The organism is Maritalea myrionectae DSM 19524 (assembly GCF_000423365.1).
Classification (GTDB): Bacteria; Pseudomonadota; Alphaproteobacteria; order Rhizobiales; family Devosiaceae; genus Maritalea; species Maritalea myrionectae.
This window is the reverse complement of sequence record NZ_AUHV01000002.1, coordinates 486,143-510,077: the sequence shown is the minus strand read 5'-3', so window position 1 is coordinate 510,077 and position 23,935 is coordinate 486,143. Positions and strand designations below refer to the sequence as shown.

23 protein-coding genes are annotated in these 23,935 nt (G+C 52.6%); 17 read left to right on the top strand and 6 right to left on the bottom strand.

Annotated features, from left to right (window positions below):
• Positions 1-47: 47 nt before the first annotated feature.
• From nagA to G549_RS0102565, 8 genes are all read left to right on the top strand, one after another.
• Positions 48-1,202: an N-acetylglucosamine-6-phosphate deacetylase gene (nagA, locus tag G549_RS0102605; protein WP_027833716.1), complete on the top strand. Its 1,155-nt coding sequence runs from the start codon at positions 48-50 to the stop codon at positions 1,200-1,202.
• Entirely contained in the window at positions 1,202-2,128 is a 927-nt protein-coding gene (locus G549_RS0102600; RefSeq protein WP_027833715.1) for an ROK family protein, read from the top strand. Before nagA ends, G549_RS0102600 begins: the two co-directional genes overlap by 1 nt.
• Positions 2,128-2,871: a copper homeostasis protein CutC gene (locus G549_RS0102595; RefSeq protein ID WP_027833714.1), complete on the top strand. Its 744-nt coding sequence runs from the start codon at positions 2,128-2,130 to the stop codon at positions 2,869-2,871. The genes G549_RS0102600 and G549_RS0102595 overlap by 1 nt, the downstream gene beginning before the upstream one ends.
• Positions 2,872-3,048: 177 nt before the next feature.
• Positions 3,049-4,248: a Gfo/Idh/MocA family protein gene (locus tag G549_RS0102585; RefSeq protein ID WP_036220857.1), complete on the top strand. Its 1,200-nt coding sequence runs from the start codon at positions 3,049-3,051 to the stop codon at positions 4,246-4,248.
• 9 nt (positions 4,249-4,257) lie between these two features.
• Complete coding sequence (locus tag G549_RS0102580) at positions 4,258-5,145, top strand: carbohydrate ABC transporter permease (protein ID WP_027833711.1); 888 nt, start codon at positions 4,258-4,260, stop codon at positions 5,143-5,145.
• Complete coding sequence (locus G549_RS0102575; RefSeq protein WP_027833710.1) at positions 5,135-5,977, top strand: carbohydrate ABC transporter permease; 843 nt, start codon at positions 5,135-5,137, stop codon at positions 5,975-5,977. Before G549_RS0102580 ends, G549_RS0102575 begins: the two co-directional genes overlap by 11 nt.
• Before the next feature lie 38 nt (positions 5,978-6,015).
• Entirely contained in the window at positions 6,016-7,230 is a 1,215-nt protein-coding gene (locus G549_RS0102570; RefSeq protein WP_027833709.1) for an ABC transporter substrate-binding protein, read from the top strand.
• Between the two features lie 72 nt (positions 7,231-7,302).
• Positions 7,303-8,433, top strand: coding sequence for an ABC transporter ATP-binding protein (locus tag G549_RS0102565; RefSeq protein ID WP_027833708.1), 1,131 nt, complete (start codon positions 7,303-7,305; stop codon positions 8,431-8,433).
• A gap of 97 nt (positions 8,434-8,530) precedes the next feature.
• Here the strand turns inward: G549_RS0102565 and G549_RS0102560 are convergent, their stop codons facing one another.
• The 4 genes from G549_RS0102560 to G549_RS0102545 form a co-directional block, all read right to left on the bottom strand.
• Positions 8,531-8,926 carry a nuclear transport factor 2 family protein gene (locus tag G549_RS0102560; RefSeq protein ID WP_027833707.1) on the bottom strand — a complete coding sequence of 132 codons (396 nt, stop codon included), beginning with the start codon at positions 8,924-8,926 and terminating at the stop codon, positions 8,531-8,533.
• Positions 8,927-9,038: 112 nt separating this feature from the next.
• Complete coding sequence (locus G549_RS0102555) at positions 9,039-10,106, bottom strand: D-TA family PLP-dependent enzyme (RefSeq protein ID WP_027833706.1); 1,068 nt, start codon at positions 10,104-10,106, stop codon at positions 9,039-9,041.
• A 33-nt stretch (positions 10,107-10,139) separates the two neighbouring features.
• The gene (locus G549_RS0102550; protein ID WP_027833705.1) at positions 10,140-11,612 is read right to left on the bottom strand and encodes a M81 family metallopeptidase; all 1,473 of its coding nucleotides are present in this window, start codon (positions 11,610-11,612) and stop codon (positions 10,140-10,142) included.
• A 14-nt stretch (positions 11,613-11,626) separates the two neighbouring features.
• Complete coding sequence (locus tag G549_RS0102545; protein ID WP_246778341.1) at positions 11,627-12,073, bottom strand: hypothetical protein; 447 nt, start codon at positions 12,071-12,073, stop codon at positions 11,627-11,629.
• Positions 12,074-12,259: 186 nt separating this feature from the next.
• Between G549_RS0102545 and G549_RS0102540 the strand changes: the two genes are divergently transcribed.
• The 8 genes from G549_RS0102540 (at position 12,260) to G549_RS18720 (ending at position 20,273) form a co-directional block, all read left to right on the top strand.
• Positions 12,260-12,649, top strand: coding sequence for a RidA family protein (locus G549_RS0102540; RefSeq protein WP_027833703.1), 390 nt, complete (start codon positions 12,260-12,262; stop codon positions 12,647-12,649).
• 28 nt (positions 12,650-12,677) lie between these two features.
• Positions 12,678-13,544 (top strand): MurR/RpiR family transcriptional regulator, encoded by an 867-nt coding sequence (locus G549_RS0102535; RefSeq protein ID WP_027833702.1) that lies wholly within the window; start codon positions 12,678-12,680, stop codon positions 13,542-13,544.
• A 3-nt stretch (positions 13,545-13,547) separates the two neighbouring features.
• A complete protein-coding gene (locus G549_RS0102530) occupies positions 13,548-14,339 on the top strand; it encodes an SDR family oxidoreductase (protein ID WP_246778327.1) in 792 nt (263 codons plus the stop codon).
• Positions 14,340-14,386: 47 nt separating this feature from the next.
• Positions 14,387-16,309 (top strand): beta-N-acetylhexosaminidase, encoded by a 1,923-nt coding sequence (locus G549_RS0102525; protein WP_027833700.1) that lies wholly within the window; start codon positions 14,387-14,389, stop codon positions 16,307-16,309.
• Positions 16,310-16,337: 28 nt separating this feature from the next.
• Positions 16,338-17,771: a M81 family metallopeptidase gene (locus G549_RS0102520; protein WP_027833699.1), complete on the top strand. Its 1,434-nt coding sequence runs from the start codon at positions 16,338-16,340 to the stop codon at positions 17,769-17,771.
• Positions 17,772-17,923: 152 nt separating this feature from the next.
• Entirely contained in the window at positions 17,924-18,856 is a 933-nt protein-coding gene (locus tag G549_RS0102515) for an AEC family transporter (protein ID WP_027833698.1), read from the top strand.
• Positions 18,853-19,779 (top strand): 2-hydroxyacid dehydrogenase, encoded by a 927-nt coding sequence (locus G549_RS18725; RefSeq protein ID WP_051213244.1) that lies wholly within the window; start codon positions 18,853-18,855, stop codon positions 19,777-19,779. The genes G549_RS0102515 and G549_RS18725 overlap by 4 nt, the downstream gene beginning before the upstream one ends.
• Positions 19,776-20,273: a P-loop NTPase family protein gene (locus G549_RS18720; protein WP_051213242.1), complete on the top strand. Its 498-nt coding sequence runs from the start codon at positions 19,776-19,778 to the stop codon at positions 20,271-20,273. The genes G549_RS18725 and G549_RS18720 overlap by 4 nt, the downstream gene beginning before the upstream one ends.
• A 185-nt stretch (positions 20,274-20,458) precedes the next feature.
• On the opposite strand, the gene G549_RS0102495 is transcribed toward G549_RS18720, so the two are convergent.
• Together G549_RS0102495 and G549_RS21125 are read right to left on the bottom strand one after the other, a co-directional pair.
• Positions 20,459-21,628 (bottom strand): M20 aminoacylase family protein, encoded by a 1,170-nt coding sequence (locus tag G549_RS0102495; RefSeq protein WP_027833697.1) that lies wholly within the window; start codon positions 21,626-21,628, stop codon positions 20,459-20,461.
• A gap of 126 nt (positions 21,629-21,754) precedes the next feature.
• Positions 21,755-22,588 (bottom strand): FG-GAP repeat domain-containing protein, encoded by an 834-nt coding sequence (locus G549_RS21125; protein ID WP_156905456.1) that lies wholly within the window; start codon positions 22,586-22,588, stop codon positions 21,755-21,757.
• A gap of 142 nt (positions 22,589-22,730) precedes the next feature.
• Here G549_RS21125 and G549_RS0102485 point away from each other — a divergent pair, with 142 nt between their 5' ends.
• Positions 22,731-23,921 (top strand): amino acid aminotransferase, encoded by a 1,191-nt coding sequence (locus G549_RS0102485; protein WP_027833696.1) that lies wholly within the window; start codon positions 22,731-22,733, stop codon positions 23,919-23,921.
• Positions 23,922-23,935: the final 14 nt, after the last annotated feature.

Sequence of the window (23,935 nt, the reverse complement as noted above, 5' to 3'; positions counted from 1 at the left end):
GGATTTAGCACTCCAATTAAAGTGGGGTGTCGGGAGGAAGATGGTTCATGGCGATTCTGCTCAAAAATGCCACGGTTTTTGACGGTGAGCGGTTTTTGGAAAATCAGTCCGTTGAGATCGCCAATGGAAAAATCTCCCGTTTGATGTCCGCTGCCGAAACGCAATCGATTGCCGATGAAGGGCAAATAATTGACCTTCAGGGGCAAATCTTAGCGCCAGGTTTTGTGGATGTGCAGGTTAATGGCGGCGGCGGTGTGATGTTTAACGATCAACGCACCGTGGAAGGGCTGACCGAGATTGTGCGTGGCCACCGTCAATTTGGCTCCACAACCCTAATGCCAACGCTGATCACCGATTCATTTGATGTAATGCGCGAGGCTGCCGATGCGATCAGCGCGGCGATCAACGCGAATGTGCCTGGCATACGTGGTGTGCACTTTGAAGGGCCTTATCTGAGTTTGAAGCGTCGCGGCGTGCATGCTCCTGAATTTTTACGGGACGTGGATGATGAGGCGGTTGGGCTGTTTACGCGTGGTGACCTGGGCGAAGTGATTGTAACGGTGGCGCCGGAATGTGTGCCGAACGAATTCGTCGCCACATTGAGCGAAAAGGGTGTGCATGTTTGCGCCGGCCACAGCGCAGCAACGTACGAACAAATCGGCGAGGCGCTCAAAGTCGGTTTGCGTGGCTTTACCCATTTGTTTAACGCTATGCCGCCGCTGGCCAATCGCGAGCCAAGTGTCGTTGGCGCGGGGCTTGATGATGCGGAGAGCTGGTGCGGCTTAATCGTTGATGGCTACCATCTGCATTTCGCCAGCGCACGAATTGTTGTGCGGGCAAAGCCGCAGGGCAAAATCATGCTGGTGACAGATGCAATGGCGACTGTCGGCGCAGAAGAAAAACACTTCAACCTTTATGGCGACACCATTCATGCAGTGGATGGGCGTTGCGCGCTGGATGATGGCACGCTGGCAGGGTCAGACCTTGATATGATGCGGGCCGTGGAATTGACGCACAAAGAGCTTGGACTAGAGCTTGGTGAAGCCCTGCGCATGGCATCGCTCTATCCAGCACAATTCTTGCGGCTGGACGATAAAATCGGCCGCATTGCACCCGATTATGATGCCGATCTCGTTGCCTTTGATAAAGACAGCATGAAGGTCACCCAAACGTGGATTAAAGGCGAAGGGGAGGTGCATTAATGCCTGTGTGTTTTGACATTGGCGGCACCAACATTCGCTGCGGTTGGCCTGTGGCGCTGGGCGACGTGCCTATTGCCGCGCAGTGCCCAACCCCGCGTGACTCGCTGGATGAGTTTATTGATGCGATGGCATCTATGGTTGCAAAAGCACCTGCGGCTCAACGTGATTTTGTCGCCATTTCAATCGCCGGAATTGCCAATCCCGAAACGGGCGCACTGACCATTGCCAACATCGAATGTCTTAAAGGCGTCGATCTGGCAACCAAGCTGGAGCAGCGCGTGAATATCCCTGTGCTGGTTGCCAACGATGCGGACTGTTTGGCGCTTGCTGAGGCGAAGGCTGGCGTTGCCCAAGGTTCTGGCAATGTGCTTGCCATCGTGCTTGGCACAGGCGTTGGCGGCGGCATTGTTATCAATGGCGAAATTGTTACAGGATATGGCGGAATTTCCGGCGAATGGGGCCATGGTCCGGTCGTTGATCCAACGGCTGGTGGCCTGGTTGAGCATATGGGATATTTCCAATGCGGCTGTGGCCAAAAAGGATGTTTGGATACTGTTGGCGGCGCGCGCGGCATCGAGAATGTGCATAAAGCGCTCACAGGTGAAGCCATTGATGCTGAAACCGTGCTGGAGCGTTGGCGCGCTGGCGACGAAAAGGCAACAAAGTCTATCGAAGTTTCTGCGGAGATGGTGGCGCGGGTTCTTTCCACTTTCATCAATGCGCTTGGGCCGAGTTGTGTGCCCGTTGGCGGCGGGTTGGCCCACGCCCAAGATCTGGTCGCGCACATCGACAAGCGCGTGCGCACAATGGTGCTCTCAAATTATGAGCAGCCGCTGGTCGTGCCAGCGCAACATCTCAAAAATGCTGGCCTGGTTGGGGCCTCATTTTTACGTCCCCCAGAGTCAAAAATGCGTGGGGTGGCGTGATGTCGAAAATCACTTTCGAAATTTGTGTCGATACACCACATGGCCTCAAAGTTGCCAAACAGGCTGGCGCAGATCGTGTAGAGCTTTGCTCGGCACTGGCCGCAGGTGGCTTGACGCCTTCGCGTGGCTTGATGCGTCTGGCGCGTGAAATCGACATGCCAGCTCATGTGATGATCCGTCCGCGTGACGGTGATTTCTGCTTTAGCGAAGATGAATTGAAGCTAATGTTGGACGATATCGCATTGGCGAAAAGTGAAAAGATGCAGGGCGTTGTGTTGGGCGCAACTCATGCCGACGGCACATTGGATGAGTGCACGCTTAAAACGCTAATTGATGCTGCCAATGGCATGGATTTAACACTACATCGCGCCTTCGACGTGACGCCAGAGCCGCTTTCAGCGCTCGAGACTGCAATTGAGCTTGGATTTGATCGTATCCTGACGAGCGGGCAGCAAACAAAGGCCAGTGATGGCAAGGACTTGCTTGCTGAAATCGTCACGGCCGCGCGCGGACGCATTGAAATTATGCCCGGGTCAGGCGTGAATGCCGAAGTGATATCGCATCTGGCTGCAGCAATGCCGCTCACAAATATTCATGCCTCTTGCGCAGCGCCTTTGCCACAATCGCCGGATGCGGCGGTGAAGCTGGGGTTTGCAGCTGAAGCTGGTCGGCGCGACGCTAGTCTGAAAGTGGCGCAAAAACTTGCGCTTGAGCTGTCTCATTTTGAGGGGGCAGCGTCATGACTACATTTCTCCTCCGTACAAAAAACCACAAAGATCGCTTTAATTTTCAAAAACTTATCCGTAATTGTGAAATTGATTTTCACAAACTGGGGGTAAAATTACAAAACTCCCTTGAGAATTTGCATTATTTGGTCCAATGTACGAAAATTAATTTCATAGAAGATCGGGAGGGATCGTATGACCTTTAAAATCGGTGTCGTTGGACTGGGATATCGTATTGGTTATTTGATGCAGGTCATCGGCCAAACTCAAAAGGACATTGAGTTCGTTGGTTACGTTGACCCAAATCCGGCAGGCTTGGGCTTGGTGAATGGGGAAGGGGTGCCCGGCATCTCTGTTGATCCGTCAGCGCTTAAAACCTTCAATCCGGGCAAGCCTTTTGACAGCTTGGAAGAGCTGCTCGAGAAAAACGACCTTGATTTGTTGATGGTCGGTTCGCCAAACCATATGCACCTTGAGCATTTGCGGATTGCGATCAAGGCGGGCGTCAAGACATTTGCTGAAAAGCCTGTTGTGACCACAGAAGAGCAAACATTTGAGTTGCTTGAATTGTTGCAGGAAGCCGGCAATGTAGACCAAGTGATGATTGGCTTGGTGTTGCGTTACGCCCCGCTTTACCGCGATTTGATTGCGGCACGCGACAGCGGCAAATTGGGTAACATCGCCTCCATTGAGGCGTCAGAGCATATTGCGCCTTATCACGGTGCATTTTTTATGCGCGATTGGCGTCGTAATTCAGAATTTTCTGGCGGGTTCATGCTGGAAAAATGCTGCCACGACCTGGACCTTTATCAAGGTCTTGTGGGCAAGCGGCCAAAACGTGTGGCCAGCTTCGGTGGTCGTCGCTCATTCGTGCCGGAGAACAAACCGGACGAATTGGCTGACGTTTATCAATATAAGCCCAGCGGCTGGAATGGCAGCGACAAGGTGTTCGATAGTGATGGCGATATCATCGACTATCAAACTGCTTTGGTCGAATATCAGGATGGCGAAAATCTTTGCTTCCACACCAATATGAACGTGCCGGACGAGTTCCGTCGCTTTGCGGTGATCGGCTCAAAAGGCATGGCGGAAGGCGATTTTATTCGCAATTTCTTCAAGCTCACTGCAGCTGAGAATTCTGAGACTTTGGTCGACAAATCATATGAAGCCTCAAACCTGTCTGCTCACTACGGGGCTGATGAGCAGATGATCGAGGATATTTTCAATCACTTGCGGAATGGCGCAAAGCTTCCAGTTTCCATTTTGGATGGCTTGGAAGCGGGCCTAACCGCAATCAAACTAGACGAAGCACGCTTGTCTGGCTCTGTTGTTGATCTCACGGAAACGTGGGCGAAGTTCGACAGCTACAAGCTTGCCAAGGAGGAGGTTGCTTAAATGCAAGCAATGGGGGGACGTCCAAATGTGTTTCCGTATTTGCTGCTCTTGCCGGCATTGTTTATTACGCTGGCAATTGTAGCATGGCCGCTGTTGGAAACAGTTCGGCTATCATTTACGGACGCATCGCTGAAGCCGACTGAAGAGTTCATTGGCTTGGCAAACTATGAGAAGATTTTCTCACGCCGTTTTCCAGAAGTCATTGGCCGGACATTTTATTGGATGGCCATTTCTGTAACTTTGAAAATGGTGGTCGGCGTTCTGGGCGCAATGTTGCTCAACTCCGCTGTACCAGGTCGCGGCTTTTTGCGCGTACTGGTGATGCCCCCCTGGATTGTGCCAATTGCGATTGGCGTATTTATGTGGCGCTGGATGTATAATGGCCAGTTCGGCATGATTTCCGGCGTTGCGCAGCATTTGGGTATTTTGGCTGGGCCTTACGAATTCTTGGGCGACCGCACCGGCGCATTCTATTCAACCGTCGTGACCGACGTTTGGGTGGGCACGCCATTGGTCACCATCTATTTGCTGGCTGCCATGCAGTCTATTTCACCTGACTTGCACGAAGCCGCATGGGTGGATGGCGCAAGTCGCATGTATCGCTTCCGCCGCATCACGTTGCCTTTGATTATGCCCGCCGTGGCAACCATGGGCCTGTTGAGTGCGATCTGGACCTTTAACTCCTTCGATATCATCTGGATTTTGACCGAGGGTGGGCCGCGCGGATCGACGACAACCATGATTATCGACACCTATAAGACTGCGATTTCCCGTAACCGATATGGTGAAGGTGCAGCGCGTGCTGTGATGATTGTGATCTTCCTGTCCTCGTTCGCAGGGTTCTATTTCTACATGCTGTCACGCATGGCAAGAAGGAGCTTGAAAAATGATAAATAAGTACCGTTGGTGGGAAATTGTCGGCATTTATTTGGGCATCGCCGTCTTTCTATTGTTCCTTTTGGCGCCGTTCCTGGAAGCCTTCCTGGTGTCCATGCGTCCGCTCAACCGGATCAACTCCATTCCGTATAAAATCATTACGGACAATATGAGCTTTGATGCATATTTCACCATGTGGGAAAATGTGCCGCGCTTGGGGCGTTATATTTGGAACAGCTTCTTCATTGCGACCTGTGTGACACTGATCGTGCTGGTTGCTGTGATCCCCGCTGCTTGGGCCTTTGCCCGGTTCGACTTTAAAGGCCGGGACCCAATGTTGGCGGCATTCCTTGCCATTAACATGGTGGGTGGCGCTGTTTTGATCATTCCATTGTTCCAATTGATGCGGAACTTGGGGTTGCTGAACACATATTTGGCAATGATCATTCCAGGCGCAGCGTTTTTGATCCCAACCGCGATTTGGTTGTTGCGCTCATATCTAATGAAAATCCCTCGCGAGCTTGAAGAAGCTGCTTGGGTGGATGGCGCAAGCCGCCCTTACATCCTTTGGAAGGTGATCTTGCCGATCGCCATGCCCGGGATTGTTGTGGTGGCGATTGCAACCTTTATTGGGGCCTATGCGCAGCAGTTCCTGTTCGCATTAACATTCAATTCAAATTCTGACCTGCATCCATTGCCGGTTGGTATTTACCAGTTCTTTGGTCGTCAAACCGTTATTTGGAACGAAGTGATGGCCGCGAGTTTGGTCGGCATTTTGCCAGTGCTGATCATTTACATCTTCCTGCAGCGATACATTATCGCTGGCCTGACCGCTGGCGCGGTGAAGGAATAGGACAGATGTATCAATTGGCAGAAAAAAGGGAGTTCAAGATGAAACTGACTAAAATTTTGCTTGGTGGCGCTCTGCTGCTTAGCTCTGCAACATTCGCTGTTGCGCAAGACCAATCACTCCAAGTTATCCTTTGTGGTGACGACACATGGGGTGGTGAAGTGAACGCAAAGCACGCCGCTGAGTGGGAAGCTAATAACCCTGGTTACACAGTCGCATTTGAATATGTGCCTTGGGGCCAGTGTCAGGAAAAAGCAACAACGCTTGCTGCCGCCGGCACACCAGCAGCCGTAGCTTATATGGGTTCACGGACCTTGAAGCAACTGGCTCAAAACGATCTGATCCTGTCTCATGACTTGTCAGAAGAAGAGCTGAATTCATGGGCAGGCCCAATCTTGGGCACCGTGACAGCTGACGGTAAAGTTTGGGGCTTGCCACGCGCATTCTCAACAAAAGCCTTGTACTGGAACAAAGACTTGTTCGAAGCCGCTGGCCTTGATCCTGAATCACCGCCAAAAACTTGGGACGAGATGTACGAAGCTGCATCAGCCATTAAAGAAAACACCGACGCTGATGGCTTCGGTTTGGCTGCTGCCTCATTCGACAACACCATGCACCAGTTCATGAACTATGTGTACACAAACGGTGGTGAAGTGATCAACGAAGACGGCGAGATTGTCTTCAACTCACCAAACAACGTACAAGCACTTGAGTTCTATGGCAAAATGGCTGAAGTTTCTCAGCCAGGTCCAGTTGCTTATGACCGTGCGAAATTGCGTCCATTGTTCGTGGAAAGCAAAATCGGCATGTTCATTTCTGGTCCTTGGGAGCGGAACGCTGTTGGCGATGCTGTAAATTGGGGCGTTGCGCCAATTCCAGTGGGCCCAATGGGTACACCAGGCACTTTGTTGATCACTGACTCATATGCAGTGTTCAAAGGTTCAGGTGTTGAAGAAGCTGCTCTGGACTTTGCTAAGTTCATGACAAGCTACGACAACCAGATGGAATTTGAAATTGCCGCTGGTTTGACACCATTGCGTCCTGATCACCCAGAAGTGGCGAAAATGCGCGAAGAAGATCCAACTTGGAACGCCTTCCTTGACGCAATCGCAACTGGTGGTCCAGAGCCTTTCGTAACTGACTATGTTGGTCTGCAAGACGTGATCAACGAAGCTGTTCAAGGCGTTGTATTGGGCGAAGTTGAAGCCGCTGAAGCTGTTGAAATTGCAGCCGAAGATTTGGAAGACTACAAGTAAGCCTTTGCAAAAACGTGGGGTCCGCCATTGGCGGGCCCCGCAATGAAAACCGCTAATTAGGGGGGGATGACCGTGGGTCAACTCAAACTCGATAACGTTAAAAAAAGCTACGGCGACGTTGAGGTCATTCAGGGCGTTTCACTTGACGTAAAACATGGTGAGTTCATCGTGTTCGTCGGACCATCAGGTTGCGGCAAGTCAACTTTGTTGCGCATGATTGCCGGCCTTGAAGAAATTACAGCTGGTGATGTTGAGATTGACGACAAGATCGTCAATACATTGCCACCAGTAAAACGGGGCATCGCGATGGTGTTCCAATCCTATGCGCTCTATCCACATATGAGCGTTTATGAAAACATTGCATTCCCTCTGCGCGTTGAGAAGAAATCAAGCGAAGAGGTTGATCAAAAGGTACGCAAGGCTGCAGAAATTCTGCATTTGACACCACGCCTCGATCACCGTCCGGGTGAATTGTCTGGTGGTCAGCGTCAACGTGTGGCCATTGGCCGTGCGATTGTGCGGGAGCCAAGCGTGTTCCTGTTTGACGAGCCATTGTCAAACCTTGATGCGGCGCTGCGGGCCACCATGCGTGTTGAGCTGACAAAGCTTCACCATGATCTCGACGCCACAATGATTTACGTGACCCACGACCAAGTGGAAGCCATGACCATGGCCGATCGGATCGTGGTGTTGGATGGCGGTAAAATCGCGCAAGTGGGCACACCGCTTGAGCTTTACCACAAGCCTGACAATCTGTTTGTTGCTGGCTTTATCGGCAACCCGAAAATGAACTTCATTGAAGTGACTGGTAAGGGTGCAGACAAAGACGGCGTTCGCGTTGAAATCCCAAATGCTGGTGAGTTTGTGCTGCCCGTTCATCCCCATGATGAAGACAAGATCGACGGCCAAACCCTCACACTGGGTATTCGCCCAGAGCACACACATCTCGAAGAGGGTGACATTGCGATTGAGCTGACGGCAAATGTGGTCGAGCGCTTGGGCATTCACACTGTAGGCTACGCCAACCGTAAAGGTGTGGATGAAGTATTCTGCACAGTCCAAAGTGGTTCAGCACCGCTGAAGGCTGGTGAAGACTTTAAATTGCGCTTCAATGCCAAAGATTGCCACTTGTTCGACGCAGATGGCCGCGTTTACGAACGCAAAATCGAGTTCAAAGATCTGAGCTTGCCAGATCTGAAATAGATTGGGTCGAACCACCCAATTATGAAAATCTCCTATGAGACTTTCTTGGCTCCTCCCCACGGGCCTGAACCCCATCCTCGGATGGGGTTCTTTTTGTTTAGGCCGCGATAGTTTCTAACGCGCATGTACCTTCCAGGTGCCAAATTTTGGCAACGATCTGCCAGCCTTTCTGCTCATCCCAGACAAAATTGAGATGATCGACAAAGATGCTCGTGCGGGAATGCAAACGCAATTTCACCACTGCACTGAGTGGCGAAAGCCAATCAATGGTGATGATCTCATCATGGCGCTTTTGATTGAAGCTGGCAGGCGAAGGGCGGCTTGCCACATCGGCGCGAAAGCTTTTGATGGGATCGACAAAGATCTCGCCATTGTCGGCATCAAATAAGGTGGAGGCAGGGTGAAAAACAGCGTCCAGTCTTTCGACATCACAAAAATAGATTGCGTCGAGATAGGTCTGGATCGCCTCAAAAAGTTGGTCGGTACGTGTCATAGAAAACTCCATTGATATGCATGGAGTTTTGTAGAAATTCACCAACCATTCCAGTGGCGGAAATGACGAAATGCGTCAAATTCCCGCCAAAGGCTATCTTCAGATGTGGGTGCTACCAAACCTTGCCGCGTGCAGCCACATCCACCATTTCGATGAACTTGCCATCGCGGTGCAGCGCAATTTGATCCATCAAATTACTGACCACACAGGTGTGGTTCGGAATAATACGTATCTTGTCGCCAACCTGCGGCTTGTCCTTACAGGCCGAAAGATCAACCACCGCGTGCTCTTCAGATAGGCCACTGATCACAGCTTCTGGGTAATCGACAATGTAGCCAAAGTCTGAGAAGCCGAGAAGGTCGGAGGTGAGGGCCTTGGACCCAGCATCCAGCACCGCCCGATCATCTGTTGGGCGCGACACGACGGTCGCCAAAATGGTCATGGCACAATCATCAAACGTGCAGTGGCCTGCCCGCACCAAAGAGCGGTCATTATAAATATAAGTGCCGGCGCGATGCTCGGTGGCAGACTTCGCCTTTTCCGCGGAAAAGAGGCTCGGAGAGCCGCCGCTCGATAGAACCGGGCAAGCAATGCCCGCTTCATCCAGCAAAGCCTTGGTGCCATTGAAGAATTGGTCTACCGCATCCTCGCCATTAGGTGACGGGTAGGTCATCAGCCCGCCAAATGTAAGGCCCGGCGCCGCATCAATTTTCTTGGCCAGCTCAAGTGCTTCGGCTGGCGATTGTACGCCACAGCGCCCACCACCCGTGTCACATTCCACCAAAACAGTCAGGGGCTTTTGCCCATCAAATGCGGAAGCGAGCCCTTCAATTGTCGTGGCGCTATCGGCCACCACAGACAAGGTAACCTGCTCGTTGAGCTTGCGCAGCGGTTCCATCTTTTCTGCGCCAACAATGTTGAAGGTCAACATGATGTCTTTTATGCCTGCATCCGCAAACACTTGTGCTTCGGAGACTTTTTGGCAGGTAATGCCAATCGCACCCGCATCAAGTTGTTTTTGCGCGAAACGTGGGATTTTATGGGTTTTGATATGTGGGCGTGATTTTTTGCCCGCCTGATCCAAATAGGATTGCACCCGCTTGATATTGGCGTCGACAATGTTCTCGTCGATCAGCACAACAGGCGTACTCAGATTATAAATCGAGTTGTTTTCAGTCATTGTGATTTCCCGCTTGGCGCGTTTGATTTGGTGTTAGCCCAGATTATGCGGATCAGCGACTTTGGGCCAAATGTTTTTTGGCGCTTTTTGATAATCCGTTGTTGCTGGATCATTTGGGTAGGGCCGCCCGGCCGAACAATAAATGATCTTTTCCGCAATTGGCGCGAATGAATCATAGAAATGATTGGTGGATTTGATCAGCAAAACATCTTTCGCGGCCCAATCCACGCCACCCACATCAAAAAGGCTTTTGCCAAAGCTCTGGCAGCGTGTGGAATTAAGGATCACCTCAATGCCATCAAAGCTGACAGTGGCAATGTCGCCCATGGGCACATAGCTATCGCCAAAACGATGCTCGGCATTGGTCACTAGCTTCTCTACCTTCACCCGCTTATCCACGGGATTGCCCGTGTGGGGGGCCGATTTTGCCCCGAAGCGAAGGGGAATTTCTGCGCCTTCGCCCGCCGCAAAACAGATCTGCACCGCGATCGGGTCCCAGATTGTGCCGACGGCAACATTGGTCGCGCCCTTCTTGATCAGCTCTTCCAGAATAACGGTGGCATCGCCAGCGGTGCCGCCGCCTGGATTGTCCCACATGTCGGTGAGTACGACTGGCTTTTGCGCGCCCTTGGCCGTGGCCAGCGCATCGGCGACAGCTTGCACTTCGTCCGGCTGTTCCGGCATGCATTTGCCCCGCATGGCAAACACATCGAGCCCAAGCTCGCGCGCAAGTTGATCGCCTTTTTGCTTTTGATTGTTGGTGATCACCACCATTTTTGTGCCCATTTCCGGCACATCAGAAGCCATAAAGCCATGGATGAGCGAAAGCGACAAAATGTCGGGATCGCTTTTTTCCAGGGCAAACATCTTGTCCACAAAGCTGCGCATTGGCTCTCTAGAGGTGGGGAACACATCGATCATTTTACAATCAAATACGCTCACTTCGGGCTTTACCTCGCCCGCGAGGGTGGCATCCAAAATGCGGTAAAGGTCTTCCGCCCGATCAACAAAATCGACATGCGGAAACTCTTTGAACGCCATAAAGAAGTCGAGCTGGTCGACACGTTTCTGGGTGAGCTGGCTGTGTGGGTCAAATGTGGCACACACCACGCAATCCGGGCCCACAATATCTCGTACGCGTTTTAACAAATCACCTTCGGGATCGTCATAACCTGCGGCGACCATCGCCCCGTGTAACCCGAGGGCGACGGCGTCGAGTGGCATAGCCTGTTTAATCTGATCCAAGATTTCATCGCGCAGACTTTCGAACGCACGCTGATTAATGATGCCGGCGGGGTCAGCCCATGCAGCAGTGCCTTCAATGAAAGTCCACTGCTTTTCTTTGGCCCACTTGCGGCCAATTGGGATGACCGCGGAGCACAAAGTTGGGGTCTCAGGGTGGGTGCCTGGACGGGCATAAAGTGACGCCTCAAAACCCCGCCGGTCAATTGCGATGGGTGAAAATGTGTTCGATTCGGTGGCCAGAGCCGCCGAGAAAACGCGCAAATCTGCCATAATATTTACGCTCTTTCACCACCCATCGGGTTTGGCAAATAGCCGGTGAATCCGGTGATTTTCCATTGGCCATCGACATTGGCGCAATAATAGACTGTTTGCCACAACATCCGGTCGCTGGTGCCGTCTGCACGCGGGATACGCCCGTCAAATTTCTTGTGCACGATGGCCTTGTCGCCGTTAATTTCGATGTCACGCAGGACAGTGGCATTAAAAATCGCGTCCATTGGGTCACCTTCGAAGGCCCCAGCCTGCGATTCTTTTTGAAAATTCTTGGCCTGATCGAGCCATTCGTCCGCATAGTCTTTCAGCGTTGGAAACGCCAGACGCCAATGGTCCGGGTTGGATGTGTTATGCCCGTGCACGCCCATAAAGCCTTGTTCTACAAAGTCATTTTGCACCATCGACCAGTCGGCGGCGATGAAGGCTTTGATGTCGCGGTCCACCAGCATTTCCCAAATTTGGTGGCGCGCGCTGTCTGATTTTTCAAAAGGATTCTGTCTTGATGTCACGATACTATCACTCGGCAAAAAATTTTCATTTTTGTTAAAATTCCTATGGAAAAACTGGTCCATTTCTGCTCAAATGTCAATCGATAAGAAAATAATTTACATAGATGAACATCTTGGAGACGATCAATGACGATTAAACGTTATGGTGCGGAAAAATCTGGCGCGGGTGGACAAAACTTGCCATTCGCTCGTGCAGTTGAGGCCGATGGCTGGCTGCATGTTTCTGGCCAAGTAGCCATGAAAGATGGCGAAATCGTCGGTGGTAATATTGTGGAGCAAACCCACGTGGCGATCAAGAACCTTCTCGCGATTTTGGATGAGGCGGGTTACGGCATGGAGCATGTGGTGCGCGTTGGCGTTTGGCTCGACGATCCGCGTGACTTTTGGTCGTTCAATGGCGTGTATAAATCCTACTTTGGTGAGCACCCGCCAGCACGCGCCTGTGTACAATCGAGCCTAATGGTCGATTGTAAGGTGGAAGTGGATTGCATTGCCTTTGATCCCAGCCGTAAATAGAGGCTGATCATTTGAAAAAGGCGGATCGATGGCGGACATAATTGCTACCTTACAAAAGGAACGCGATGGGCTTTCTCGCTCAGAGCAGCGCATTGCAGATATCGTTTTTGAAGATAAGCAATTTGCTGTGAACGCCTCGATTATTGAACTGGCGGCGCGCGCGGATGTGTCGCCGCCAACCGTCACCCGCTTTTGCCGTCGTTTGGGCTGTCACTCCTTTTCAGAATTTAAAGTGCGAGTTGCTCAATCCGCCTTTATCGGCACGCGATATCTCGAGCCGGAAGTGAAGGTCACCAGCAGTCAAGAAGTGATCGACACGGTAATGGGCCGCGCCCAATCCACCTTGAATGTGTTGCACGAAAATGTTGATGCCGAAGTGGTTGAAAAGATTGCGGAGCAAGTGCTCAAGGCCAAAATGATTTATGCTTTCGGCTCTGGCGGTAACTCCTCACTTTTCGCCCATGAGGTGCAAAATCGATTGTTTCGATTGGGTTTGCGCGTCACCGCTTCAGAAGACCATTCAATGCAATTGATGACGGCCTCCACCCTGGGCGAAGACGATATGGTGATCGGTCTATCGATTTCAGGCCGCAACCGGGAAATGGCGCGGGCGCTTGAGATCGCATCTGGCTATGGCGCGGCAACCGCCACCATTTCAAAAAGTGAAAGCCTGGTTGCACAGGCCAGCGAAATGAACTTGGCCGTGGATTTGCCGGAAGGCACAGACGTGTTGCGGCCATCATCGGCCCGCTACGCCTTTATGGCCGCCATCGACATGATTGCCTTTTTGGTGGCGATCAAAAGAAAAGACAGCGCGATTGAACCTCTGCGTCGGATTAAACGGCAGTTGGTCACCTTTCGCGATGAGGACGATACTCAAGTACTCGGAGATTAGATCGTGTCTGATCAAAATGAACTGAAAACCGCCATCGTAACTGGCGCAGGCGGCGACATTGGTCGCGCCATATGCCTTGAACTGGCCAATGATGGATATGCGGTTTTGGCGCTCGATATCTTAAAAGAGCCCAACGATGAAACCATGCGCCTCGTGCATGAAGCCGGCGGCAAGGGTGAAGCCCTGATTTGCGATATTTTGGACGCGAACGACCGTGCCAAAATGGCCGAAGCCGGACGGAAACTTGGGGGCATCTCTTTGCTGGTCAACAATGTGGGCATGGTGACTGACGAATCCTTGCACAAAGCCAGCGTTGAGAACTTCGAAAAGGACCTGAAAATCAACCAACTTGGGGCCTTTGCCTGTTTCAAAGCTGTGGAACAGGATCTCATCGCCAATAAAGGCGTGTTGACCAATATCGCGTCGGTCAACGGGTTGGGCGTTTATGGCCATCCCGGCTATAGCGCCGCCAAAGCAAGCCTTATCCATTTCACCCGCTTGGTTGCAGTTGAATATGGAAAATACGGCATTCGCGCCAACGCGATTGCCCCCGGCACCGTGCGGACCCAGGCATGGGACGAACGGGCCAAGAAAAATCCTCAAGTCTTTGAGGATGCAAAACGCTGGTATCCCTTGCAGCGTGTTGCAGACCCTGTCGACATCGCAAAAGTGGTGAGCTTTATTTCGTCTCCAGCTGCGGCTGCAATTTCGGGCGCCTGTCTGCCTGTGGATTGCGGGTTAACTGCAGGGCAGGCGGAATTGGCCGGCACCTTTGCACAATCTGAAGACTACTAGGGCGTATTTTGCAAATTAAAGTCCCTAAACTTTAAAAGGAATATCATATGTCAACGCCAAAATTCCGTCTTGAGGCCACTTGGGTGGATCACGGGGAGGAGCCAGCAAAGATGAAGCTGGCGCTGACAAACCTTTCAGGTGCTGACCTGAAGAACTTCCGCTTGTCCTACACAGGTTTGATGCGGGCAAAAGCGGATGTGGAAACGCAAAACGCAACTTTTGTGAAGCGTTTTGCCAATTTCCATCAGTTTGACCCACTCGATAATGTGGTTGTGGCCGACGGTGAAACCTGGGAATTCACAATCACAAATCTCACGGGCAACGCCCAGCACCGCATGGATGGACCAAAGTCCGGCTATGTGACGCTTGAGGACGGTACACATGTTGATGTGGACGCCGGCGACTTGCAAATCGAAGGTCGTCCGAGTGAATTCGCTGGAAATCTTATTCCGGAAGGCAAATTGACGGACCCGATTTCGGTCGTTCCTTGGCCGAACCACGTGGCGGTGAGCGACTTTGATGTGCCGCCAGTTGTGCTTTGCGCCGCTGATGGCACCAGCGCTGAAGAAAAACGCGCTATAAATGCGGTGGCTGCTTTGGCCAAGCGCTTGAAATATGAGCTGCCAGATCGCTTGCGCCTGACAGATGTGCCCGGCGGTCGCAAATTGACTCTCGTCCACAATGCGGCTTTGGCGAGCGAAGCCTATGAGCTTTCTTTCGCAAAAGCCGAGGTTGTACTCACCTATGGCGATAAGGCAGGTTTGAACTATGGCTTGATCACCTTGTCGCACATGATGGACGGGGCAAAAGCTGAGCCGACCAAGTTCAAGTTCCCGACCTCCGGCGAAATCAAAGATGCGCCGCGTTATGAATGGCGTGGGTCTCATTTGGACGTGTCTCGCCAATTCTACCCGACGGATGCGGTGGAACGGTTTATCGACATTTTGGCGTGGAACAAGCTCAATAAATTCCATTGGCACTTGTCTGATGATGAAGGCTGGCGCGTGGAAATCAAAGGCTATCCAAACCTCACAAAAGATGGTGCGGTTATGGGCGAAGGTCATGAGATGCCCGCACAATTGGGCGCTGGCCATAAATCAACAGGCGGTTTCTACACCCAAGAAGAGATCAAAGAATTGATCATTCATGGGCAGGCGCTCAATGTTGAAATTATGCCGGAACTGGATATTCCGGGCCACTGTAACGCAGTGTTGGCGGCCTATCCTGAGCTGCGTGACCCGGACGAGCCCGAAGATAATTACCGTTCGATCCAAGGCTATCCTAACAATGCCATCAACCCCGGCATTCCGGCCACTTACAAATTCATCGAAACAGTGATGGAAGAAATTTCAGACCTGTTCCCATCCAAATATATCCATGTGGGCGGTGATGAAGTGGACGAAGAATCGTGGTTGCAATCACCAGCTGCGCAAAAAGTGATGAATGAAGAGCGCTTAAACGGCACCTTGCAGTTGCAGGCACACTTCTTGGGCAAAGTGCAAAAAACCATCCGCAAAAAAGGCAAGATTGTCGGCGGTTGGGATGAAGTATCCCACGGCGGTGGTATCGACAAAGAAGGCGGTACCCTGTTGTTTGCATGGCAAAAGCCAGAGGTTGGCCTTGAGCTTGCCGAGCAGGGCTATGATGTGGTGATGACACCAGGTCAGGCCTATTATCTCGACATGGCGCAATCGCCAGTTTGGCAGGAAGCAGGTGCGTTCTGGGCGGGTTATGCCTCACCAGAAAAAACCTACACCTATGAAGCCGCAGGCGAATTCCCTGATCATTTGAAGGGGCGGTTGAAAGGCGTACAGGCTTGCATCTGGTCGGAGCATTTGATCACCCGTCAAGTGTTCAACCATCAAGTGTTCCCACGCTTGAATGCTATTGCCGAAGCCGGCTGGACCGAGAAAGAGAATAAGGACTGGCCACGATTTGCGGCACAATGCCGTTTGTTGCCACGTCTCTAAACTCTCTTGAACACAAGGACGAATAAATATGCGCATTGCTGTTGCTGGGCTGCACACGGAGTGCAGCACCTATACAAGTCTTGAACAAGAAACTGAGAACTTCAACGTCATGGTCGGGGAACAGATCCTCAAACATGAGTTGCTCAAATTCTTGGATCACGATGGTGTTGAGATTGCGCCCCTGCTTTATGCGCGGGCAACGCCCGGCGGCCCGGTTTCAGCAAGCACATATGAAAAGTTCAAAGCAAAAACCTTGGCCGCGCTCGACGCGGCCTTGGCTGAAGGCCCCATCGACGGGGTCTATCTCGCCATGCATGGCGCGGTGCATGTAACCGGTATGGAAGATGCCGAGGGTGATTTTATCGCAGCCATCCGCCAGCGGGTGGGCGACGAGGTCATCATCTCCTCAAGCTATGATTTGCACGGCAATGTGACCCAGAAGGTGATCAATCAACTCGATATCTTCACCGCGTTTCGCCATGCGCCACACATTGATACTTACGAAACATTTGAACGCGCATTCCTCTATTTGGTGGACGCACTGAAAACTGGCAAGCGTCCAAAATTGTGCTGGGCACCGATCCCTGTTTTGCTGCCGGGTGAGAAAACCAGCACTGTCGATGAACCTGCAAAGTCGCTCTATGCGCAATTGTGGGACATAGACAAACGCAAAGGCATTTTGGATGCCTCTCTAATGGTCGGTTATGTATGGGCCGATGTGGCGCGGGGCACAGCCGCGGCTGTGGTTTGCGGCTATGACGAAGCGGCGATGAAACAGGCAGCAGAAGAGATTGCCCAATCCTATTATGACGCGCGCGATCAGTTCGCTTTTGGGGTGCCAGCGGCACCGCTGGCTGAGACATTGGATGCGGCCTCAAAAATTGAAACCGGCCCCATTGTGATTTGCGATAGCGGCGACAATCCCGGTGGCGGCGGTGTTGGGGATCGCGTGGACGTGCTCAAAGAAGCCATTTCACGCGAACTGAAAGAACTGCTGGTGATCGGCATTTGCGCGCCAAAGGCTGTGGCCCAAATATTTGAGGCGGGGCTAGAAAAGAAAGTGGCGCTGCAATTGGGGGCCGAATTGGACCAGCTAAATTCACCCGTAATTGAAGGCGCGGCAACCGTGTTGCGGTTGGCAGAGCAGGCCAATGGGCAACGGTTGGCGCTGGTGGAAATTGGCGGTGTGCGCGCGGTGTTGAGCGAGAAGCGCCAAATGTTCCACGACCCCGATGATGTGGCCCCGTTGGGGTTGGATGTGGCGGAAGAAAAGATGATTGCGATCAAATGTGGCTATATCTCTGCCGAGATGACCAAGGTCGCCAATCCCAATTTGATGGCACTCACCGACGGCGCTGTGAACCAAGATATTGAGCGGTTGAGCAATCATAATCGACCCAGCCCCTGCTATCCGTTCCAAAAGGACTTCGCCTACACGGCGAAAGCCCGAACGGCCGAATAGCGTTTGTCGCTATTTACAGCAACCAGAATCGGTGGATAAGCTAACGTAATCAATGGGCGGCGCGCCAATGCGTTGCTTTTCCCCATGCGAGGAGAAGCAAGCAGGGGCAATTCTTGCAAGTGCGCTGCGCTCCTTCAGTTGCGGATTGCTTTATGCTGTTTATCTTTAATGTCATCGCCCCGGTTTTTTGCCTTGTGGGATTGGGCTATTTCGCCACCTGGTTCAAAGCCTTTCCGCAAGATGGCATTAAAGGGCTGATCGCCTTCACCAACAATTTCGCCGCGCCGTTTTTGCTGTTTCGCGCCATGCTCACGATTGATTTTTCATCGGCGCTGAACCCCAATTTGATCTTTCCGTTTTACATCGCTGCGCTGACGGGGTTCGTTGTTGGGATCATCTTGGCGCGGGTGCAATTTGGCGCGCGGCCCGGCGAATCCGTTGCCGTTGGCTTTGCGGCCCTGTTCACCAACACAGTGCTGTTGGGCATTCCCATCATTCAACGTGCCTATGGCGATGAGGCGCTGCCCACGATCTATATGATCATTGGTTTCCATGCGCCGACCCTGATGAGTGTCGGCATGTTGACCATGGAAATGTCGCGCCGCGATGGGCGACCAATCGGCGCTGCCTTGCGCGACGCGGGCAAGCGCATCGCCACCAACCCTCTGCTGATTGGTATTGCCTCTGGCGTGGCGTTGAATCTTTCGGGATTGGAATTGCCGCTATTTTTGGACGACACCACTAAGCTCTTGGTGAGCGCGGTGTTGCCCACAGCGCTGTTTGGTCTGGGCGCGGCGCTAACCCAATATCGTCTGTCAGCCAGCTGGGCGCCCGCACTGGCCATGGCCATCATCAAAAATGTGATGCACCCAGCGCTCGCTTATCTGATGCTGGTGCCATTATTAGGCGTGCCGATGGACGTGGCGCGGATTGTCGTGTTGCTGGCCGCAATGCCCACTGGCATTAACGCCTATATCTTTTCCACCTATTTCAATCGCGGCACAGACGTGGCCGCCACCACCGTTTTGATTGGCACACTGTTGAGTGTGTTCACCATTTCCTTTTGGCTATGGGTGCTCTCATGAAAAATATTCTGATCGCGGGTAATCTCCCGCAAGATTGTCTGCAATTAATGGGCCAGCATTTCAATTTGCTGCGTATGGACCAGGCAACGGACAAGGATGCCTTTTTGGCCAAACATGCGGCCAGCATTGATGGGGTGAGCGGTGGTGCGATTGACGGGGCGATGATCGACAAATTGCCCAATTTAAAGATCATCGCCAACTTCGGCGTGGGCTATGACAATATCGATGTGGCAGCGGCGAAGGCCCGCGATATTGTGGTGACCAACACGCCAAACCGACTAAATGCCGCCGTGGCCGAACTGACCCTTGGGCTGATGATCGCCCTGGCGCGCCGTATCCCGAAGAACCATGAAATGGTGCGCAATGGTCACTGGCCCAGCGTAAAACGTGCACCGCTGACCGGGCAGTTGGCGGGTGCCAAACTTGGCATATTGGGGTTGGGCCGCATAGGCAAAGCCATTGCGAAACGCGCTGACGCTTGCGACATGGAAATCAGCTATTTTGGCCGCACGGACCAGCAAAACGACTATCGTTATTTTGATGATCTCACCTCAATGGCTGCTCACGTGGATTGGTTGGTCATCATCGCGCCGGGCGGCGAGGGGACAGACAAGCTGGTCAATGCGAATGTGATTGAGGCGCTCGGGCCAGAAGGTTTTCTGGTGAATATCGCGCGTGGCAGCATTGTAGATGAAACGGCGCTGATCTTAGCGCTTGAACAAGGCAAGCTGGGCGGAGCGGCATTGGATGTGTTTGAAAACGAACCGCACATGCCAGATACGCTGCGCAACCTGCCCAATGTGGTACTTTCACCCCACGCAGGCAGCGCCACCCACGTCACGCGCCAACAAATGGGCGCGCAAGTGGTGGACAATCTGGTGGCCTTTTTTGAGACGGGTAAAGCGCTTGATCCTGTGACATGAAAATCCATATCACGGGCAATTCAGGATCGGGAAAAACAACCTTTGCGAAAGATTTAGGTGCCGCGCTCAACCTGCCCGTTTTCGGGCTGGACAAAATAGTTTGGCAGCCGGGTTGGCAACCAACACCACCCGACCAACGCGCTCAATTGGAGCGTGAACTGATCGAAAAACCCGCTTGGATCATCGAGGGCGTTTCTGCCCGGGTGCGGCAAGCAGCGGACATAATTGTGTTTCTCGATGTGCCCCGGCCGATCGCCTATGCCCGCGCACTGAAGCGAAATCTACCCTACCTGCTAAAAAGCAGGCCGGAGCTGCCGGACGATTGTCCCGAATATAAGTTGGTGCTGCAACATCTCAAGCTGGTTTGGCGCTTTCACAGCCAGACCCGTCCGAATATTTTACGGGATATGGGCACCAGCGCGGGCCAGTACCATATTGTGCGCTCAACGGCTGATGGAAATCGGGTCAAGGCGGCGCTGTTGGGCGGGTTATAGGCGTTGGTTGCAGCTCACCCCAGCTCTCCGCATCAAGGGGAGGGGTAGGTATGCTTTTTCACAAGCACCCAGATGCAAATTTTAATTGCTCGTGACCGGATAGTGTTAGACGGCAACTGCCACGCACAAAAAATCCCTCCCCTTGAGGGGGAGGGACATAGGATGGGTGCTTTCACCCAGATGCTTTAGCTGTTCGGCATTGCCGTTTCCACAAGCTGCGCCCAGTAGGAGCAGCCATAGGGGATGATCTCATCATTGAAATCATATTGGTCCTGGTGCAGACCCGCCGTGTCGCCATTGCCGACAAAGATGAAGGCACCGGGACGTGCGTTGGACATAAAGGAGAAATCCTCCCCGCCAAGACTTGGTTCTGTGTTGTCATCCACACGTTCATCACCCACCAGCTTTTTGGCCACATCAGTGGCAAAGGCTGTTTGATCAGCTGCGTTCATGGTGACAGGGTAGCCATCGCGGTAATCGACTTCCGCTTTGGCGCCAAAGCCTGCAGCAACAGTTTCGGCGATGGAGATCAGCCGTTGCTTCACCTGTAAACGCACGTCTGGATCAAGCGCACGTACGGTGCCGGCCAGTTCAACATTCATCGGGATGATGTTGTGGGCCGAACCACCGTTAATGATGGTGGTGGAGACCACGGCAGATTGCACCGGGTCCACATTGCGGGCCACAATGCTTTGCAGCGCCAACACGATGTGAGACGCAACGACAATCGGGTCGACGGATTTGTGCGGCATTGCAGCGTGAGAATCGACGCCCACCACCTTGATGTTCCACATATCCGCAGCCGCCATAATGCCGCCTTCGCGGATAGCAAATTCGCCCACGGGAATGCCGGGGAAATTGTGCATGCCGAACACTTCCTGAATGCCGAAGCGGTCCATCATGCCATCATCCACCATGGCCTTGCCGCCTGCGCCGCCTTCTTCCGCTGGTTGGAAGATCACCGCGACAGTGCCATCAAAATTGCGGGTTTCGGCCAGATATTTTGCCGCGCCGAGCAACATGGCGGTGTGACCATCATGGCCGCACGCATGCATCTTGCCCGGTGTTTTGGAGGCATAAGGCTTGTCGGTTTGCTCATGGATGGGCAGCGCGTCCATATCGGCGCGCAGGCCAATCACTTTGCCTGAACTGTCTTTGTTGCCCTTGATGATGCCCACAACGCCTGTTTTGCCGATGCCGGAAACCACTTCATCGCAGCCAAAACTTTTCAGCAATTCTTCCACTTTGCCTGCTGTGCGGTGCACATCATACAAAAGCTCTGGATGTTCGTGAAAGTCGCGTCGCCACGCGGTAATCTCGTCATGAAATTCTGCGATACGATTGATAATCGGCACGTTTGGTCTCCCTAATTTATTAAGTGGGTTGGCTGAAACGCCACCCGAGATTGAACCGCCATATTGCAATAGTAGAATTGGTTTGACCAGAGGTCTTTTTATGTCGTTGGGGAATGGATTTTTATCCTAGTCGGCCACAAGCTGCAAACGCATGCTGCTGCCATTCCGAAGCGGTGCCACCAAAGTGTCACCCGTTTTTGTGAGCGGTCCCGCTAATTCGTCGGCGAGCAAATAAGTGCGCAACACATCAAACTGCGGCACGAAGCTGACAATGTGTATCGCGTTGCGCGATGCATTGGGCAGCGCCAAATCGACAATGCCGTCACCGTTATCATCGAAAACGACTGAAAGCCGCTGCTCGCGCGATCCGAGCCGATGGTTGGAAAAGCCCTGATGCGTTGAAATCAGCGAGAGCTGTCCTTTTGCAAATCGCCATAATTGGAGCTCTTTCGCCAAATGCGGTTTGGCGACCAAGGCGATTTCTATCTGTCCATCACCGTCAAAATCAGCAATGCCCGCAGGGTTGAGCCAACGATTGGGTTGGCCAATATAGGGCGTTTGCGCCAGCAATTCGATGCTGCCCAGGGTAAGATCATACACCGCAAGTGAGGCACCTTTATCCACATGGCTTTGCACCAGGACTAACTCTTGCTGTCCGTCGCCATTAAGGTCAACCAATCGTGGCAGGCGGTCCTCAAATACCTCCGATGGGGGCAGGGCGAACTGGATTTGCTGGCCATCCTTGAACGTCACCTGAAATCCTGATGCCTCAAATCGGTCGCCCAGCACAAAATGCGCATAGCGTTGGGTTGCATCGATCAGCTCGACAGATGCAATGTTGCCCGCGCCCTCGGCCGCGTGGCTATGTGGTATTTTTTGCGCCCAAGCGGTGGTGGTGCCGAGCCACAGAAAGGCAGCGATGAACACCAGTTTTCGACCGAGATGATCATTTGAAGGCAAATTGCACGTCCTTATGCGTCGAATGGATGAGAATTCCATCTTGCCAAACAAGTAAAATCCCATGCAAATCACTTGCACGTGAAACCAGAAACGCCTACCAAAGTGCAGCGAACAAAGCGAACCCACAAAAGTTGGAAAGACAATGTTTGAAACTTTAAAACCCGCCCCCCAAGATAAAATTATTGCCTTGATTGCTGAATACGCAGCCGATGAGCGCGACGGCAAGATCGACCTTGGCGTGGGCGTCTATAAAGACGAAACGGGCAACACCCCGATCATGACCGCCGTGGCCAAAGCGGAAGATCGTCGGGTTAAAGAGCAAACCACCAAAACCTATGTTGGTATGGCCGGCAATGTCGGCTTCAACAATGCCATGATCGATTTGGTGCTCGGCGATTCCATTTCGCGCGACCGTGTGCGCGGCGCACAAGCCCCAGGCGGCACCGGCGCATTGCGCTTGATCGCGGATCTGTTGAATGTGGCGAAGCCAGGCGCAACCGTTTACCTGTCCGACCCCACATGGCCAAACCATGTGCCCTTGATGAGCGCGGCAGGATTGAAAACCGCAACCTATCCCTATTTTGATGCGGAAACTGGCCTCGTGAAGTTTGATGAACTTTGCGCAGCGCTGGAAAAGATGACAGCTGACGACATCGTGCTGCTGCATGGCTGCTGCCACAACCCCACAGGCGCCAACCTGACCGATGAACAATGGGACAAGGTTGTTGAAATCGTTCAAAAAACCGGCACATTTGTGTTGGTGGATATTGCCTATCTCGGCTTTGGCGATGGTTTGGAGCCAGACGCATATGGCGTGCGCAAACTGGCCAGCACCCTGCCTGAAATGGCGGTTGCCGCATCTTGCTCCAAAAACTTCGGGTTGTACCGTGAGCGTGTTGGCTGTGCGATGATTATCGGCGCCAATGAGGAAGTGGCAAACATCACATTCTCACAATTGCTCAGCGCCGCCCGCGCCAACTATTCCATGCCGCCTGATCACGGCGCAGAAATTGTACGCATCATTTTGAATGATGAGGCTTTGCGCAAAGAGTGGGAAGACGAATTGACCCAAGTGCGCAACCACATGGTGACCATCCGCGAAAAATTGGCGGAAGCCATGCGCCAGCGCTCCAACAGCGCCGACTTTGATTTCCTGGCCGAACACCGCGGCATGTTCTCATTGCTCGGCATTTCCCAAGACAAGGTTGAGCAGCTCAAAAAAGACTTCGGTGTCTATATGGTGGGCAATTCCCGCATGAACATTGCGGGCCTGGGAATGGATAAAATCGAGCAATTTGCCGATGCCTTGGTGAAAGTCACCCGCGAAGGCTAAGCCTGAACAAAAAT